Here is an 18,718-nt window from a genome sequence, read left to right as displayed (position 1 = left end):
TAATGACAATATTGAAAATATAAACAGTAATCTAAAATCAACAATTTTTAAATATCATGGAAAACAAACAATTAATTATTCCTGGCTACTTAAAGGTTTTATTCGTGATTTTATTGACTACCTCTATCATCTTTATTTTGATTGTTGGAAAAAGTATTTTAATTCCACTTTTTTTAGGTGGCTTTATCTCTATTTTACTGACACCAATCGGGAATTGGTTAGAATCCAAAAGAGTTTCAAGGGTATTCAGCGCGTTAATTTCTTTGATCTCAGGTCTTCTGATAATTTGTGGTTTTTTGGCTTTTGTAATTTTACAAGTAGCAAGCTTTAGTAGGGATTTGGAAAATGTAGGTGATAGACTCAATCGCTATTTGAGTGATTTCGACTCTTGGGTTTATGATAATTTCAACATCGAAACAGGCGTAGGTCAAGGAATAGACCAAGGATACCTGATAGACTTACTTCAATCCAATAGTTCAAGCTTAGCAGAGTTCATCCTCAATACCATTGGATCACTATCAGGTATTATTTTACTCCCTGTATTCATTTTCTTTTTTCTGATTTACAGAGATCATTTGACAGAATTTCTAGTACACCTATTCAAAGAAAGCAAACAGGAAAATATCAAAAGTGAGATCAGAGAACTGAGAAAAGTCGTTCAAAGGTACATCATTGGTATCCTCAAAGTCATGGCTATCCTAGCTGTCCTGAATACAGCGGTATTGTTTGGATTAGGAATCAAGCATGCCATATTCTTCGCTGTTTTTGCGGCTATCTTAAATATCATTCCTTATCTAGGGCCGTTCCTAGGAGCTATCTTACCAACAATTTTTGCTTTTCTAACCAAAGACAGCCTTTTTTATCCATTGGGCGTAGTTATTTCATTTTTGATCATTCAGCTGATAGAAAGTAACTTTTTGACGCCAAAGATTGTTGGAAACAATGTAAATCTGAATGCCTTCATTACCTTTATAGGCTTATTAGTTGGGGCTTCTATTTGGGGAGTAATTGGAATGGTGATAATCATCCCTACGCTTGCTGTATTAAGAAAAATATTTGAACTCAGTGAATCAACCAAACCCTTTGCCCTCTTACTTGGAGAAGAAAACAATCAAAAAAATGGCAATCTCAATACGGAAAGTTAGTTTGATCTTCATTTTATCAATTTTGATAATTTACTTGCCCTCTTGTGCTTCTGAAGAAGACAAAAAGGGTAGATTTTTTTTAAAAGGGAATGAAAAATTGAAAGAAAATGACCTCAAAGGAGCTTCGGAGTATTATACAGAGGCCCTAAAAATCGATCCTGATTTTGCCGATGCCCTTCTTAATCGAGGAATAATTCATGAAAGGTTGAACAACCTCGATGCCGCCATTGCAGATTATTCCAAAATCTTGGAAAAAGGCTCACTAATAGATACTACAGTATATTTTCAAAGAGGTCTAGCGTACCTTGACAATGGAGAATTTTACAAAGCGCTCAATGATGCACAACAACTCGAGAAAATAAACTCCGAAAGCTGGAAAACTTATTTTTTGATGGGATTGGTATATGAAAAACTCAAAAACAATAATGCTGCACTAAAAGCTTTTGAAAAAGGTCTGGACCTCAACCCCAATAATCCCGACTTAGTCGTAAATATGGCGACCATACTTTTTTACCAAAAAAGCTATGATCAAGCCATATCCTTATTAGAAAAAGCTGAGCAAGTAAATGATAAAGAGCCAAACATTTATAATCTCAGGTCAATGATAGCTTTTGATCTACAAGAATACCAAAAAGCATATGACTGGGTTTCTAAAGCCATCCAATTAAATTCTCGTGAATCCTACTACTATAACAATAGGGGATTATATGCTTTATTCTTAGGTGACATGGAAAAAGGCATAGAAGACATCAACTTTAGCATCAAACAAAACCCTAAAAACGCTTATGCTTGGAGAAATAAAGGTATCTATTACTACATGAAGGGGGACAAAACATCTGCTCTTAAATACCTGAGTGATGCTTTGAGTTTTGACCCTGAGATGGATCTAGCTCAGGCTTATTTCAAAAAATCTCAAGACTTATAATTAGTAGCTGCAAGTACTTCCTTGATACGCTTCAGCAATTCTGCTGCATCAATTGGCTTTGCAACAAATCCATCAAACCCACTTTTTTCGATGTTTTCCATCACTTCTAATTTAGCCGCTGCAGTCAGGGCTATCACAGGAACTTTGGAAAAGGATTTGATTTTTTCTGTTGCCTCGAAGCCATTCATGACTGGCATTTGAATATCCATCAATACGATGTCATAATTCCCTTTTTCTACTGCTTCTACAGCCTCTTGACCATTGACAACTCTCTCAAAATGGAATCCCCATTTTTTAATGATTTTACCTAGAACCAAAGAATTTACGTCATTGTCCTCTGCCATTAAAATTTTCAAAGTAGACAAATCCAGCGCTTGGCTTATGGGTTGTATGACACCATTGTCGGTAGGCTCAGGCAATTTTTCAAACTCCACTTCGAAGTAGAAGGTAGATCCTACACCAACCTCTGACTCAACTTGAATGGTGCTACCCATACGGTCAAGAAGTTTTTTGGTAATGGATAAACCTAAACCTGTTCCACCATATTTCTTACTGAATGAATGCTGAATCTGATCGAAGTCTTGGAAAATTCTTTCTTGGTGTTCTTTGGCTATTCCTATCCCAGTATCCTTGACTTCAAAATAAACCTTTGCCTTGGTACCATCTATAGACTTTGCTTTGATGGTCACATCTACTTTACCCTTCTTAGTAAACTTCAATGCATTGGTAATCAGATTATTCATTATCTGAGCTAAGCGAACTTTATCACCAAGAACTCTTAATTTTGCTGAGTCATCAAAATGCAAATTAAGCATATTTTGACTATCACTTGCATGGAACTCCAAACCATTGATCACCTGCTGGATCACATCCTGAAGCCCCATTGGGTTCATCTCTAGATTCAATTTACCAGCTTCAATTTTTTGAAAATCCAGTAAATCGTTGATCATGATGATCAAGTTATCTACTGCAAAATTGATAGTATTCAAGGCTGATTCTTGAGAAGGTGTATGCTCGTCCTGCAAGAGTGAATAAACCGATCCAGATATGGCATTGAGTGGTGTCCTCAATTCATGGCTAATCATCGACAAAAACTCAGACTTGATTTTATTAGCCTTCTCTGCAGTTTCACGAGCATTTTTAAGTGTCTCTTCAAAAACTTTTTGCTCAGTGATATCTGCCAAGTACCCATACCAAACTACATCATCATTTTCTAAATGCTCAGGCTTAGCAGCTCCCATTACCCACTTATAATCATTGGTGTCCGAGTCTTTCACTCTAAATTGACAATTCCAAGATGATAGTCTTTTGGCAGAAGCCACAGAGCTCATCAAAACTTGCGCAATATCTTCAGGATGAATTTTAGAAATCACCAATCCGATATCATTCATGCTTGATATATCTTTCTCTCCTAGATCAAGCAGGGTTTTGATACCTGGGCTTAGGTATGAAAACTTCATCTCTCCTTCCTTATCCAAGACAAACTGGTACAAAGCTCCAGGCACTTGCTCAGTCAAGTGTAGTAAAAAGTCAGAAGAATCTTGAAGGGATTTTTCTAATTGAATTCTCTCTGTAATATCTCTAGAGAATGATATGACGTATTGTTCACCTTGAATCTCAATCAAATTACAACTCACCTCTACAGGATACTCCCTGCCTTCTTGGTGATTGAGTACACTTCTATATCTTTGAGTTTTATCCATCTTAAGCGAATCGAGGTGTTTATTCCACTCATCTTCAGAACCAAACTTCTGATCAAATTGAAAAACACTGTGATCGGTGGAATTATCTTCAAAAACGCCAAGACGCTTATTTGCTTCTTGGTTGATGAATATTATCTTACCAGCTGTGTCTGAAATCAATATTGCCTCCGGGGACAAATCAAAGAGTTCTTTGAATAAACCTAGCTCATCTACTAGTTGTCTTTCTTCTGATACATCCTGAAAAGTCCCAAAAACCCTTTTTACTACTCCATCTTCAACCTTGGCTCTTCCATGGGTTCTCACCCACTTTTCATTTCCTTTGAAAGATTTGATTTTGAGTGTAAGGTCATATTCTTTTCCGGTCTTGATACACTGATCCACGGCCGTCTTGATGACTGGCTGGAATGCTGGAAGATAAAAATCCAAAGCATTAGCCAGATCAAAGCTATCTTTGATTTCTTCTAATTCATGGATGGCATAGACTTCATCACTCCAGTAGACAGCATCCTCTTCTAAATTCAATTCCCAAACACCAACTTTAGCTACTTCTTCTCCAAGCTTAAATAGTTCATTCTGCTTTGCAGTATTCTTTTTTTCAATCTCAGATTCTGTTACATCTCTACCAATAACATAAAACTTCCCGTCTTTGAATTGAATCTGCCAATCTATCGATCTATAATCGCCTGACTTATGCAACATCCTTGAAATGAATTGAGAAGCTTCTATACCCTTCTTGACTTCCAACAGATGTGATTGTGCTATTGTTAGATCATCTTTATGGAAATATTGACACAAATCCATATTAATGACCTCTTCTGGCGCATATCCTAGTAAAGGCTTGATAGACTCACTAACCCAAGTGAGAAAGTTCTCTTGACCGATGGCAATCAGGTCGATTGAGTTTCTGAAAAATTGCTGCGCTTCAATTTTTGGAGGTAAGCCAATTCCTCTTATTTCCTTTCCTTTATAGAATAGAAAATAATTAGATCCATTTTCTTGAGGTAATTCAAGTTGAAAAGAATATTCTTTATTTTGATAACTGATCAGAAGCTCTTCTTTAAATATGTAGGAATTAATATCTAATCCTAAACCTACCAAATTCTTATCTTTGAGGTTTTGACCAATTAGCTTATCAAACAAAACGTTGCTATAAAAAATATTATAGGGGAATGTATCATCCGCGAGAAATACCATCTCGGATGATTCATATATTATCTTTTTAAAAGTACTATTTATCCCCCTTTCCTTCATAGATTTATGACAGAGAAAAGATAAAGAAAGCAAATGGTGTGATTAAGAACTACTTTTCTTTTTCTCTGATGCGTAAACATACAACAATTTGTTTTTCATAACAAATTTTTTGTTTTTAAAATAACAAAAATTGTGTTTCAGCCTATTTTTAAATCCCAAATTCTACCTGAAACATCCCCGTCCAAGAATTCCCTGCATTTTCTAACTGATATAGTCCTTCCAGCCATCTGTAGCCTATATTTGCTTGAACTTTGATTCTATGGCCGTTTAAATAATGGGTATAGCCAAGTAATGTCTCATCAACTCTATTTTGTAGGCCCAAAATTGCTTCATTAGGAATAACATAAGCATACCTAACTGCCAATTCAGATTTCCTAGAAATCATTTTAGAAATATGGGTATTTAGTCCATGGCCCACAACTACAAAACGTATATCACCAGCATCATTTTGAGTGATCGGATCTGAACTGGATCTACTCATATATTCAGACATGACTCCCCATCCTTTGTATTTGAACATGGCATCAACAATAATGCTATTCAAAGTACGAGATTCAAAAAGTTCTGGACCTAATTGACCACCTGTTCTTACAGCTTTTTGATTTTCGGATAATGTAACACCAATTGAAAGTTTTGGGCTTTCTTCAAATTCTAAATCTCCTTCTGAATAGTCTCCATTGTTTTTGAATAGACCAAATGGTAAAGCTTCAAGTCTTCCCGTGAAGGAAAGTCCATTGTTAATTGCGGAAGCATTTCTCCCATCTCCTGAGGAGATCGCGCCTTTTAATAGGAAAATTGCTGGTGTTTTGGTCCTCATCGTGTAATAACCAAAGATTCCAAAATCCCGATCTAAGGTAAAAAGACTATTGGCAATGGAGCGATCTGCAAATTGCAAGTTTCCAGAACTAATGACACGCTCTCTGTTTCCAGGCAATTTGGATTGACCAAAGCCAATATAAAAGTTATCATTGACAGTGTAATATAAAATAGCATCTCTTACAGGCTGAGCAATATCACCTGTTTCTAAATCTAAATCTGCTTTTGAAAATGCAAGCTGTATATAGTATTGGAATTTTGGGCTTAGAACATAACCATCTAACCTCAATCTGAGTCGTCTAACCCGCATTTCGAACTGCTCAATCCCAAGATTGCTCCCAGAATATATTGAGTTGAAACCCGCTCTATTCTGCATCCTAAATCTCAAATTCATGAGAAAAAGGGAATCCTTTGAAAACTTGATCCCCTCGTCAACATTTAAGAGCGCTCTTTCATCTGACTCAACTGTTTGGGCATGTAATGATCCCGAATTGATAAAAATCAGACCTAAGATTACGAAAGAAACAATTGCATAAATCTTAGACTTTAGATTAACAGACATATCTTGAAAATTGAAATTCCATCAAAATTATAACTAATAATCAAATAAAAAAGCTGTGATGAAACACAGCTTTTTTATCTATTTAATTTAGGTCTTTTAGCGAAACATTATACTCCTGCTTTGATCAAGTTCAAGGCTGAACCAGCTTTGAACCACTCAATTTGACCTGCATTGTATGTATGGTTTACTTTGATTTCATCCTTGCTTCCGTCTGCATGGTTCAAGACAACAGTCAACTGAACACCAGGAGCAAATGATTCAAGACCTACGATGTCAATGCTATCATCTTCTTGAACCAATTCATAATCTGCAGGATTAGCAAAAGTTAAAGCCAACATACCTTGTTTCTTCAAGTTAGTCTCGTGGATTCTAGCAAAAGATTTCACTAAGATTGCCCTTACTCCTAGGAACCTAGGTTCCATCGCCGCATGCTCTCTAGAGGAGCCTTCTCCGTAGTTTTCATCTCCTACTACGATAGAGCCAACTCCATGCAATTTATATTGACGTTGAACGGCAGGAACTTCTCCATATTCACCTGATAGTTGATTTTTCACTTTATTGGTTTCTTCATTGTAGAAGTTGACCGCACCAATAAGCATATTGTTAGAAATATTATCCAAATGACCTCTAAACCTCAACCAAGGACCTGCCATCGATATATGATCTGTAGTACATTTACCTTTTGCTTTGATCAATAGCTTCAAACCTTTCAGGTCTGTACCTTCCCAAGGTTGGAATGGATCAAGGAGTTGAAGTCTATCAGATTTAGGATCTACAATCACCTCTACAGAAGACCCGTCTTCAGCAGGAGCCTGGTAGCCTGCATCTTCAACAGCAAATCCTTTTGTTGGAAGTTCTAGACCTCTAGGCTCTTCGAGTTTCACTTGTTGACCTTCTTCATTGGTTAGGGTATCAGTCATCGGGTTGAATGTCAAATCACCCGCTATTGCCATCGCTGTAACAATCTCAGGAGAAGCTACAAAAGAATGTGTATTTGGGTTACCATCAGCTCTTTTAGCAAAGTTCCTGTTAAAAGAAGTGATAATTGAGTTTTTCTCTTGCTTTTCAGCACCATGTCTTGCCCATTGACCGATACACGGACCACAAGCATTTGCGAGCACCACACCACCCATTTTGTCAAACACATTCAAGAATCCATCTCTCTCTACTGTAAACCTTACCTGCTCTGAACCTGGAGTGATTGTGTATTCAGATTTGGCAAGCAACTTCTTGTCTACAGCTTGCTGTGCCAACGATGCGGCTCTTGAGATATCTTCATAAGAAGAATTGGTACATGAACCGATCAAACCAACTTCCAATTTTGCAGGCCAACCATTTTCTTTAACAGCAGCAGCAAATTTTGATAAAGGCCACGCCAAATCTGGAGTGAAAGGGCCATTGATATGTGGCTCTAATTCTGAAAGGTTAATCTCAATGACTTGATCGAAATATTGTTCTGGGTTTGCATAAACTTCAGCATCTGCATTGAGGTGTTCTTTGATCTGATCAGCCATATCTGCGATATCTGATCTATCAGTACCCCTGAGGTAAGCAGCAGATTTTTCATCATACCCAAAAATAGAAGTAGTAGCACCAATCTCAGCTCCCATATTACAAATGGTACCTTTACCTGTCGCAGATAGGGAATTTGCTCCTTCACCAAAGTATTCTACTACGGCACCAGTTCCACCTTTTACAGTAAGGATACCCGCTACTTTCAAGATCACATCTTTAGCAGAAGTCCAACCTGAAAGTTTCCCCGTAAGCTTTACCCCAATCAATTTAGGGAATTTCAGTTCCCATGGAAGGCCTGCCATTACATCACAAGCGTCAGCACCACCTACACCAATCGCAATCATTCCAAGACCGCCTGCATTCGGGGTATGTGAATCTGTTCCGATCATCATACCACCTGGGAAAGCATAGTTCTCTAAAACTACTTGGTGAATGATACCTGCTCCAGGTTTCCAAAAGCCAATACCATATTTGTTAGATACAGAAGCTAGAAAATCGTATACTTCTCTATTTTTATCTTTTGCTTTGGTCAAATCAGCTACAGCACCCACTTCTGCTTGAATCAAGTGGTCACAATGAACAGTAGATGGAACCGCCACCTGATCTCTACCAGCTTGCATAAACTGCAACAATGCCATCTGAGCTGTAGCATCTTGCATAGCTACTCTATCTGGCTTAAAATCAACATAAGAAACACCTCTTTCGTATGCTACTTTTGCTTCACCTTCTGAAAGGTGAGCATATAATATTTTTTCTGTCAATGTAAGTGGTCTACCTGTCGCTTTTCTTGCAGCAGCTATCCTAGTCGGATATTTATCATAGACCGCCTTGATCATTTCTATATCAAATGCCATTGGAAATGTATGGTTTAGAGTGTTGAAAAGGTTTATTTAAATCGACCGCAAAGATAAAAAAATAGGCTTAAAAGAGAAGTAAAATGGGAAATGTGTTGGTAATTTATATAGACTCTAAAAATGTACATCTAAGGCAGAAAAAAATAAATACAAATGGCAAAAACCAATATTGCCAGTCCAAAAAAGTATAAAGTATATTTCAATATATCTTTTGCTGCAACTCCAGTAATCGCCAAAAGTGGCAAAGCCCAAAATGGTTGCAACATGTTACTCACCTGATCTCCATAAGCAAAAACCATAACCATCCTGGATGGGTCTAATCCCAGTTTCAAGGTGGCATCCATGATCACTGGTCCTTGAATCGCCCATTGACCTCCACCTGAGGGGATGAAGAAATTTACAAATGCTGCGCTAAAAAAAGCTAAAACTGGAAAGGTCTCTGCAGTGGAATAATACACGATTGCTTCTGATATCAAAACCAATAGTCCTGAATACTTCATAATCCCCAATATTCCCGCATAAAAAGGAAACTGAAGTAATATCTCAACCGATCCACTGACTGCTATTGTGATGGCCTTAATATATGCTGTCAAACTTCCAAAAGCTAGCATACCTAGACCCATCAATGTAAAATTCACATAATTTAGATCTATGAAAGAAAATCCACCCCAATTCACCGCAATATCTGATATGGATAAGCCTAATATAATTATTCCTAAAACTAGCCCTACCTTATCTTTTCCTACTAAAGGCTTGCTAATCTCATCAACTACCAAATGATTCTTTGGAGAAAAATTACCTTTAGAAAGCAGGCACATAATAATGAAAAGTCCTGCTAGAAGGACTAAATTGACACCAAGGTTAAAGTTAGAGAACAAAGTCTCTGAGACACTAATTACTCCTATCTGAGATGAAAGAAAATGTTGCTTTTCGGCTACTTTGAGAGGTGCTGAACCAGATAGCCCCCCATGCCAAATCAACATCCCCAAATAACCCGAAGCCGCCACCAAAGGATAGTTGATTTTCACTCCTGATTTATCTGCTTGGATAGCCACTTCCTTGGCCAAAATAGCACCTAAAATCAAGCCAAAACCCCAGTTGACATAACCTGCAAACATAGCAGTAAAACCTGTTAAAAGTACCGCATGTGTATTACTCCTCACTCCTGATGATAACCAATTCAAAAATCTAGCTATCGGTGTGGAGATTGCCAATGCATGTCCAAAAATCAAAATTAAAACCATCTGCATGGTAAACTCCAATAGTTCCCAGAATCCTTTTTGCCAAAATTTCAAGACCTCAAAACTGTAAACTAAAAAGCCATGATCTCCAGGATTGGTAAAAATATTCGCTAAAAGAAATACTAGCAGGCTTAGAACGAGTGCCAATACAAAAGTAGGCGACAAGGTATCAGATTGTTTCATTTTGATTCTCCGTGTTTGAATATCAATGTAAAAAGGATTTTTTAGCTGGGTATATGCTACTTGAAAGTTTTTTCAATTAATTTGTATAAAATTTTAGAATTACTTAAGACCACAAAGAGTAATGCATCTTGATTTCAATATTTTTTCTTTGACTTTGCTGATTTCAGGGATATTAGTAGCAATCTTGTCCTCAGTAATCATATATCGTCTCAATGACTACGTGAGATGGTTTGCTATCACCATGCTTTCGGTTGCAGTTTGGTCTATTGCCTATGGGTTTGAGCTTGCGAGTACCCGATTGGAAGACATGCTATTTTGGATCAAAATAGAATATTTAGGTATAGCCTTTGCTCCTGGTTTATGGCTTTGGTTTTGCCTAAAGTATGTAGGATTAGAGAAATGGAGAAATATTTACACACTTACTCTAGTGTTTTTAATCCCCTTTACAACCTATATCCTAGTCCTTACCAACCACCTCCATCAGCTTCATTATGCAGCCGTAGAATTGGTTACCTCAGGTCCTTTTCCTTTACTAGGGATCACTATTGGTCCTTGGTATTATGTGCATACAGCTTTTTTCTACATCTCATTGTTATTTGGGAATATCCTGCTTTTTGTCAGATTCAGAAACACTGACCCAGTTTTCAAAAAACAGACCTACATTATCATAGCAGGTGGAGTTCTACCTTGGGCGATCAACTTATTTTACCTACTGGGGTATAGACCGTTTGACCATATTGACCTCACACCTTACTCTTTTCTCCTTTTGTATATTATCATTGGAATTGGATTATTAAAGTTTGACCTTTTTGATATTAAGCCCATCGCAAGAGCTAAGGTTATTCAAGCGATGAGTACTGGCGTCCTTGTCATTGATCCTAGAAATCGAATCATAGATTTCAATACGCAAGTCTTGGAAATTTTGAATCTTAAAAATTTCAAATTAATAGGAAAAACTTTGGCGGAAATATTCAATACAAATTCCGAAATTCTCGAAACTGTTGAAGAAAGAAAAAATCAATCATTGGAATTAGAATTGGATTTTGGTACAGGCATAAGAACTTACAAAATCCAAGTGATTCCCATTCTTGACAAAAAAAGCATATTCAGTGGCACACTGATTCAATTTGATGATATTACAGTAGTAAAAGAAACAAGTGCTCAACTTATACAACAAGCTGAGGAGCTAAAAAAACTTAATCAACTAAAGGATAAGCTTTTCTCAATTATTTCACATGATCTCAAAGGACCTATTCTGGGCATTAGAGATTTAGTGAAATTAACATCTGATGGGATAGTTAGTAAGGACGAATTTTTTGAAATACTTCCAGAAGTATCTAAGAATATGGATTCTGTCTCTCTCCTATTAGAAAATCTATTGGCATGGACTAGTTCTCAACTCAAGGGAGAATATGTCGAAAAGAGCCAATTTGATGTGATTCAACTTTTGAAACAAGAGCAGGTTTTATTCACTGGCTTAGCCAAAGAGAAAGATATCAATATACATCTAGAAGCCTTAGGTCAGCTTTACGCTAATGCCGATAAAAACATGATAGATTTAGTAGTGAGAAATTTAATTAGCAATGCTTTGAAATTTTCTCAGGCTGGCGACACCGTGTTATTGAAAGCATCTCAAGTCGGAAATGAAATTTCTATCAAAGTAAAAGATACAGGCGCTGGAATATCTGAAGAAAATCTCGAAAAACTGATACGGGGTGAAAGCTTCACTACCTCTGGAAGAAGAAATGAAACAGGAACTGGATTAGGCTTAATTTTGGTAAGAGACTATATTTTGAAAAATGACGGGAAATTTAACATCAAGAGCGAGCTAAATGTAGGAAGCGAATTTGAATTTACGCTTCCCCTGTATCCCCAAAATTAATTATTTCAATTCCAATAGGAATTGAACTGTGTCTACCCCATCAGCATAATCATCCAATTTTGGACATTGAGCCTGACCAAAAGGAATGCTTTCATTAAACCAAGCATTACTACTTAACACACACTGAATCTTATCTTCAATTATTTTCAAATGGCTTTTTAGTGTGTCTAAATCATCATATAGTTCAAAATAAACTACTGAAATAGGGGAAACCAAATCTGTACTTTCCTTCAAAATCAAAAATCCATTATCTAAATGATCCTCACCATTGATCAAATAGATGGATTTATTGTAATCATAATTATTGATGTATTTGTGATTACTCGATAGGATTTGAAAACCATCCATTGCATCCAACATGGATTGTAAAATCTGCTTATTTGGGATGAATAACTTTGAAACATTTCTACATCCCAATCCATAATACTGAAATATATCATTACCTAACCTCACGAAATCATCCGCTGTTTCGTCACCTTTAAGGATAGCTATTGAAGTTCTGTTTTTTCTTATTATGCTAGGATATTTCCCGAAATAATAGTTGAAATACCTGGCTGAGTTATCACTTCCAGTAGCGATGTAGGCATCCTTTGCCTTAAGCATTTCTTCAAAACTGATCAATAACGCAAATCTATCCTCAATTTGAATCAATTCATTGACCAGCCATTTAATCAAAATTGTATCCGATGAACTCAGTTTCACAGCTGCCTTGTGACCAGTGATCAATACTGCTAATAAATCATGAAAACCCACAGCTGGAATATTACCAGCCATCAATACCCCAATCTCCTTAGGCGCCAACTCATCATTGATCTCATACTCCTCAACCCAAGCTTCCAAAGCAGACCTTTCTAAAAACGAGGCAAGCCCATTGAGCGCGAGTTTGGTATGATCTGGGGTAAACCAGCTATTGTTATTTTCCACCCGCCAAGTTAGATTTTCAAACTCTTCGCTAGTTAAGTTTTTGATTTTTTCACCTAGTTGGACAAAGGCATGTATTCTTTCTGCTAATTCCATTTCTTAAAATTTCTGCTGCAAAGTTACCTAAATTAAAAAACCTTAGCTAGATTGAATATAAATTAATTAGCATGACAACTTTTTTTTGGTGCATATGTTAATTGCTTATTAATTTTGAATCGAATTTAAAATTGACTGAACAATGGCTATAATGATTACGGATGAATGCATCAACTGTGGTGCATGCGAACCAGAATGTCCGAATACAGCAATATATGAAGGTGGAATCGAGTGGACATGGGCTGGAGGAACCAACCTCAAAGAAGTGACTTTACCTGATGGCACCGTGGTAGATGCCTCTGAAAAACAAGATCCAGTTTCTGACGAATTTTATTACATCGTCACTGAGAAATGTACAGAATGTACTGGATTCCATGAAGAACCACAGTGTGCGGCAGTATGTCCTGTAGACTGCTGTGTGGACGATCCCGATCACAGAGAGACAGAAGAAGAACTACTTGCAAAGAAAATATTTATGCATGGAGAATAATAAGGTGGGGCTACAGCCCCTTTTATTATTTTTAAACTCTCTTATCAAACGTTCAAATGGTTATCCGACCTTATATTTTAAAAAAAACTGTTTGACTGCTTGAATTTCTATGATGAATTGATTTATCTTGTCTCCCGATTTAATTGCTTAAAACAACAACATTAAACTTAGGGCTGTGGAAGACAACAGAGGAAATGACAGAGAAGAGATCTTCTCTAAAAGAGTAAAGGCGGGTAAAAGAACTTACTTCTTCGACGTAAAATCAACAAGATCAAACGATTACTACTTAACCATCACAGAGAGCAAAAGAAGAGTCAATGGTGACTCCTTTTCTTTTGAAAAACACAAGATCTTCCTTTATAAAGAAGATTTCGGGAAGTTTTTGGAAGCTTTACAAAATACAGTAGAGCATGTAAAAACAGACTTAATGCCTGAAGTTGACTTTTCACAATTTGACGAGGAAGAGTCTGAGTATGATGACGAATTAAGATGGGATTGATTTCCATCTATGATAATATCCTAAAAAGAGAAAGAAACAAGAATAGACAGATTTTGTCTATATTAGGTTAGTCATATGACTTTACCAGCGTTGTTTCTTTCTCTTTTTTTATAAGACTTTATGAAAAAGGTAATCGTTTACGTTTCCATATTTACCATCCTTTTTTTTATAGTAGGGTGGTACTTTTCAAATATTGCCTTCTACATACTAATATCAGTCATCATTGCCGCAGTATTAAGACCACTAACCAATAGAATAAGCTCAATCCATCTACTTGGAAGGCACATTCCGAGATGGTTTTCAATTTTAGTTTCATTCACAGTTGTCATCACATTTATAATCATAGTGGGACTACTATTCATCCCCCTGATTTCTACACAGATTCAAATTATCGCGACATACGATTTGGATTTTCTTTACGAACAAATCCAAAACCCTGCTGGAAAAATTGAGGACGTATTGATCAAATATAGACTTATTGATAGCGAACCAGGATTCTTGATCACGCAAGTAAGGGAAAACTTAATCTCCAGCTTCAATATCATTAACATACAAGGCTTTGTAAACACTGTCTTAAGCACAACAAGTACTTTACTAGTCGGTACGATGGCAGTGGCTTTCATTACATTTTTCTTACTTCTGGAAAATGGCCTTTTAAGAAGAAACATAATCAATCTAGTCCCTAATGCATATTTTGAACTTTATGTATCTACATTCAATAAAGTAGAAAAATTACTTTCTAACTACCTGATTGGTCTTTTGATTCAAATGTCAGCAATATTTGCTATTGCTTCCATTGGATTGACTATTTTAGGTATCGAGTATGCTTTGACCATTGCCTTTTTTGCAGCAGTAGCAAATCTAATCCCTTATGCTGGACCTTTACTTGGAGCTACATTTGGAGTTTTGGTGGGATTGACTACGGGAAGTTTTGGAGAGAGTAGTGAGATTCCTTTTTTCATCATCAAGATTCTTTCAGTATTCTCAGTAGTACAATTGACCGACAATTTGGTCTTGCAACCCTTGATATTTTCTAAATCTGTAAAAGCGCATCCACTTGAAATTTTTGTTGTTATCTTTGCGGGTGCAAAAATCGCAGGTATCCCTGGGATGATTTTCGCAATCCCTGTATACACTGTATTTAGAGTTTCTATTTTGGAGTTTTACAGAGGATATAAGGAGTACAAAATATTCAAATTATAAAAGACAAATAATGGCTTTACAGTGTGGCATCGTTGGCCTACCCAACGTTGGAAAATCTACTTTATTTAATGCTTTATCAAGTGCAAAGGCAGAAGCTGCAAACTTCCCCTTCTGTACCATCGAACCCAATGTAGGAGTAGTAACTGTTCCTGATAGAAGATTGCAGATTCTAGAAAATCTAGTCAACCCTCAGCGAGTAATGCCTACGGTGATAGAATTTGTAGACATTGCAGGATTGGTAAAAGGAGCTAGCAAAGGCGAAGGACTTGGCAATAAATTCCTAGCTAATATCCGAGAGGTAGATGCCATCATCCATGTCATCAGGTGTTTCAATGATGATAACATTGTGCACGTAGCGGGTGGCGTAGATCCTGTGTTTGACAAAGAAGTGATAGACACCGAGCTTCAATTAAAAGATCTTGAATCTGTTGAGAAGAAAATTCAACGATTAGAAAAAATAGCTAAATCAGGTGATGCTAAGGCTAGAAAGGAATTAGAAATCCTAAATAGATTCAAGCAGGCACTGACAGATGGTAAAAATGCCAGAGCGGTAGAGGTCGAAAAAGAAGATTTGGAGGCAGTCAGAGATTTACACCTTTTGACAATCAAGCCAGTTTTGTATGTGGCTAATGTTGATGAAGGAAGCATTCAATCAGGCAATGAATTTGTTACCCAACTGAGAGAGAAAGTCAAAGAAGAAAATGCTGAAGTAATCGTACTTTGCGCTGCATTGGAAGCACAAATTGCTGAGTTTGAAGACGCAGACGAAAAAGCAATGTTTCTCTCCGAATATGGTTTAGAAGAAAGTGGTCTGAATAGGCTAATAGCAGCTGCTTATGCTTTATTGGATTTAATCACATATTTCACAGCTGGTGTACAAGAAGTGAGAGCTTGGACGATTAAGAAAGGATGGAAAGCGCCTCAAGCCGCTGGAGTTATCCACACTGACTTTGAAAGAGGGTTTATCAAGGCAGAAGTTATCAAACTTACAGAGTACGAAAAGTTCAAATCAGAAGCAGCATGCCGTGAAAATGGGAAAATTGCAATAGAAGGTAAAGAATATGTAGTCCAAGACGGTGATATTATGCATTTTAGATTCAATGTTTGATAAAACTTTGAAAAAAATTTGTACTTTTGCAAGAACCTTTAAATACAACACACAATTAAAGTCAAATTAAAGTTAAATCATTGTTTCAATTTTATTTTTAACAAACCGTGAGAATAAGATTAATATTTTCGTTAAAAAACAAAGGTGCTTATTTACCATTTCACCACCAGTACATTCTGGCACAGTTTCTCAAGGGGCTCATCGTAAAAGGTGGCCGCGAGGAGTTTTTCAATTACAATTACTTCAACTTCTCTGGTCTAAAAGGTCAGACCAAGGTAAGTAGAAGCGGACTTCACTACTATTCAAGCTTAGTCACTCTCGTGCTTTCATCACCCAATGAAGAATTCATGGACTACCTACTTGAGCAAGTGTTTGCAACTCCGAAAATTGAATTGGGGAACCTTGTAATCTCTCCGGAGTATACCGAAGTAGAAACAGAGCCAGAATTGGAGACTTCGAACAAGTTCGTCTGCATCTCCCCTCTTGTCTTATTGACCCCTTCTTTCAATGACGAGTCAGGAAAGAGATTCATCAATCCAGATTCTGATGAATTTTCAGATCTGTTGTATGAGTCTACGCTGACTAGAATGGAAAGATCAGGTTGGTATACACAGGAGCAGATGGAGTCTTTCTACAAGTTCCAAGTTGTGCCTGATATGAATTATGTAAATAAGCTCAGAGAGCAGCAAAAGAAATTTGCTAGAATCTATTCTGTTTACGACATGGATGTCAAGTATGAGGTAAGAGGATACACACTTCCTTTCACTTTATATGCAGCACCTGAAGTACAGGATTTCGTGTTCAAATGTGGTCTTGGGGCATTTACCCACAAAGGCTTTGGTATGCTAGACCTTGCAAACCACGCGCCTAACCAAAGAACAGAACCTTACAAATTCAAAAGAGAGGGTTTCATTCCTTACAAGTCATTGCAAGAAAGAAACAAATCTCAAGAATCTGATGGAGATGAATCAGAAACGGCTTAATCACCAAAAAGCTTTAAACAAAAAACCCGACCATATGGTCGGGTTTTTTGTTATAACCTTCTTTTGCTTGGATTGACATTGATATAGCCTACAAGCTCGTCATACCTGCTACCCACGTCTCTGAAGTACACTAGCACCTCATACTCATTTTCTGTTTCAAAATGATCACCTTCTATCGGGGACATATTCCAACCTGAATCAGTTTTGTAAGCAAACTGATAATCATACCAGCCCTGCTTCAGTAGTAATGTTGCTTGATAGGTATTGCTTTTCTTATTCAATTCCATTTTTGCCTCGGGAATGCGACCCCAATTGGTAAGCGCACCTACGATATATGGCGTATCTGTAATACCTTCAGGACTTAGATTAAATGTAGCTAGCATATACTCCCCTTCCAGATCATGATTTCTTCTTTCAAAATTATAAATCACATACTGTCCATTCATGTCTAAATATTGAGAATAAGCGGCAGAAGGTCTGGATTTTTCTACCAAAGTTTCTGCAAATACTACATCTTCTTCCATCTGAACACGTGCCACGTTATTTCCTCTAGCTCTTACGTATCTCAGGTCTACAAATCGAAATTCATTGCCGGCAAAAAAAGCATTTGATCCATCAAACAATTCATAAGCGACTGTTTTAAGATCTTCTCTGACCATGGTAGGCTTAAGATTAGTTACTAAATTATCCCAGCGCTGATTTTGCCTAATCACTATTCTGAAACCAGTCCTAGGATCTAATACTTCCCTGCCTTTATAATTCAAATTGATATTCAATTGCTGTTGCTTTCTCCTATTCTCAGTCTGACTGGGCGGGACTACCCTCGCTCCTACTTGTATTGAATTATCAAAAACCATGAACCGCCGAGTAATAATCGTCTTATCCTGCTCTCTACCGCGATACACTTGGACAACGTAATTACCACTTTTGGTGACCCTAGGAAGTACAAAATTGTAATGTATGTAAGGTATTCGGGTATCAATCGAATAATTGTAATCCGTTACATTAAACTCATTGAATTGATCTAAGTAATCATTTTCCTTGAGATCTGATGGAGTCCAATCCATATCGCAATGTATGATCCTAGCAGAATACATATCAGGATCATAGGCAATATCATCAAATGACAGCAGCAAAGGAGAGGCCGCTTGCAATGAAATCGCAGGAGAACTCATCTGAGTAGCAAAATCCTGGGATTGTGGAAATAACCTTACTGATTGGATATTCTCTTCATATACACGATCCTGAATTGGACCTTGTCCAAAGATGGTAAATGAAATCAATGAAAAGAGACAAACAAAATAATAGCGCATTTTAAATTCAATTCAAGTTTCAGACCAA

General features: G+C 37.0%; 14 protein-coding genes. 8 read left to right on the top strand and 6 right to left on the bottom strand.

The features are described from left to right. Positions 1–56: 56 nt before the first annotated feature. Both BW935_RS15145 and BW935_RS15140 read left to right on the top strand, forming a co-directional pair. Positions 57–1,145 carry an AI-2E family transporter gene (locus BW935_RS15145; protein WP_076502634.1) on the top strand — a complete coding sequence of 363 codons (1,089 nt, stop codon included), beginning with the start codon at positions 57–59 and terminating at the stop codon, positions 1,143–1,145. Continuing rightward, on the top strand, positions 1,120–2,070 hold the full coding sequence (locus BW935_RS15140; RefSeq protein ID WP_076502688.1) for a tetratricopeptide repeat protein: 951 nt from the start codon (positions 1,120–1,122) through the stop codon (positions 2,068–2,070). The genes BW935_RS15145 and BW935_RS15140 overlap by 26 nt, the downstream gene beginning before the upstream one ends. Here the strand turns inward: BW935_RS15140 and BW935_RS15135 are convergent. From BW935_RS15135 to BW935_RS15120, 4 genes are all read right to left on the bottom strand, one after another. Further along, entirely contained in the window at positions 2,058–4,967 is a 2,910-nt protein-coding gene (locus tag BW935_RS15135) for a PAS domain-containing hybrid sensor histidine kinase/response regulator (RefSeq protein ID WP_245802716.1), read from the bottom strand. The genes BW935_RS15140 and BW935_RS15135 overlap by 13 nt on opposite strands. A gap of 205 nt (positions 4,968–5,172) precedes the next feature. Continuing rightward, positions 5,173–6,402, bottom strand: coding sequence for a porin (locus tag BW935_RS15130; protein ID WP_076502632.1), 1,230 nt, complete (start codon positions 6,400–6,402; stop codon positions 5,173–5,175). A 107-nt stretch (positions 6,403–6,509) separates the two neighbouring features. Continuing rightward, positions 6,510–8,771, bottom strand: coding sequence for an aconitate hydratase (locus BW935_RS15125; RefSeq protein WP_076502631.1), 2,262 nt, complete (start codon positions 8,769–8,771; stop codon positions 6,510–6,512). A gap of 128 nt (positions 8,772–8,899) precedes the next feature. Continuing rightward, positions 8,900–10,195 (bottom strand): TIGR00366 family protein, encoded by a 1,296-nt coding sequence (locus BW935_RS15120; protein WP_076502630.1) that lies wholly within the window; start codon positions 10,193–10,195, stop codon positions 8,900–8,902. Positions 10,196–10,316: 121 nt separating this feature from the next. On the opposite strand from BW935_RS15120, the gene BW935_RS15115 reads away from it, so the two are divergent. After that, a complete protein-coding gene (locus BW935_RS15115; RefSeq protein ID WP_076502629.1) occupies positions 10,317–12,077 on the top strand; it encodes a sensor histidine kinase in 1,761 nt (586 codons plus the stop codon). Here the strand turns inward: BW935_RS15115 and BW935_RS15110 are convergent, their stop codons facing one another. After that, the gene (locus BW935_RS15110; RefSeq protein ID WP_076502628.1) at positions 12,078–13,094 is read right to left on the bottom strand and encodes an aldehyde dehydrogenase family protein; all 1,017 of its coding nucleotides are present in this window, start codon (positions 13,092–13,094) and stop codon (positions 12,078–12,080) included. A gap of 142 nt (positions 13,095–13,236) precedes the next feature. Between BW935_RS15110 and BW935_RS15105 the strand changes: the two genes are divergently transcribed. The 5 genes from BW935_RS15105 (at position 13,237) to cas6 (ending at position 17,377) form a co-directional block, all read left to right on the top strand. Continuing rightward, positions 13,237–13,584 (top strand): 4Fe-4S binding protein, encoded by a 348-nt coding sequence (locus BW935_RS15105; protein ID WP_076502627.1) that lies wholly within the window; start codon positions 13,237–13,239, stop codon positions 13,582–13,584. A 175-nt stretch (positions 13,585–13,759) separates the two neighbouring features. Next, positions 13,760–14,083, top strand: a complete 324-nt coding sequence (locus BW935_RS15100; protein WP_076502626.1) for a DUF3276 family protein — start codon at positions 13,760–13,762, stop codon at positions 14,081–14,083. Between the two features lie 120 nt (positions 14,084–14,203). After that, entirely contained in the window at positions 14,204–15,286 is a 1,083-nt protein-coding gene (locus BW935_RS15095) for an AI-2E family transporter (protein ID WP_076502625.1), read from the top strand. A gap of 10 nt (positions 15,287–15,296) precedes the next feature. Further along, a complete protein-coding gene (ychF, locus tag BW935_RS15090; RefSeq protein ID WP_076502624.1) occupies positions 15,297–16,394 on the top strand; it encodes a redox-regulated ATPase YchF in 1,098 nt (365 codons plus the stop codon). 107 nt (positions 16,395–16,501) lie between these two features. Continuing rightward, complete coding sequence (gene cas6, locus BW935_RS15085; RefSeq protein ID WP_076502623.1) at positions 16,502–17,377, top strand: CRISPR-associated endoribonuclease Cas6; 876 nt, start codon at positions 16,502–16,504, stop codon at positions 17,375–17,377. A gap of 50 nt (positions 17,378–17,427) precedes the next feature. Here cas6 and BW935_RS15080 read toward each other — a convergent pair whose 3' ends face one another. Continuing rightward, a complete protein-coding gene (locus tag BW935_RS15080; RefSeq protein ID WP_076502622.1) occupies positions 17,428–18,690 on the bottom strand; it encodes a type IX secretion system plug protein in 1,263 nt (420 codons plus the stop codon). Between the last annotated feature and the right edge of the window lie 28 nt (positions 18,691–18,718).

Source organism: Belliella pelovolcani, assembly GCF_900156785.1.
Taxonomy (GTDB): Bacteria; Bacteroidota; Bacteroidia; order Cytophagales; family Cyclobacteriaceae; genus Belliella; species Belliella pelovolcani.
The sequence above is the reverse complement of the archived record's forward strand: the minus strand, read 5'-3'. Positions and strand labels throughout refer to the sequence as shown.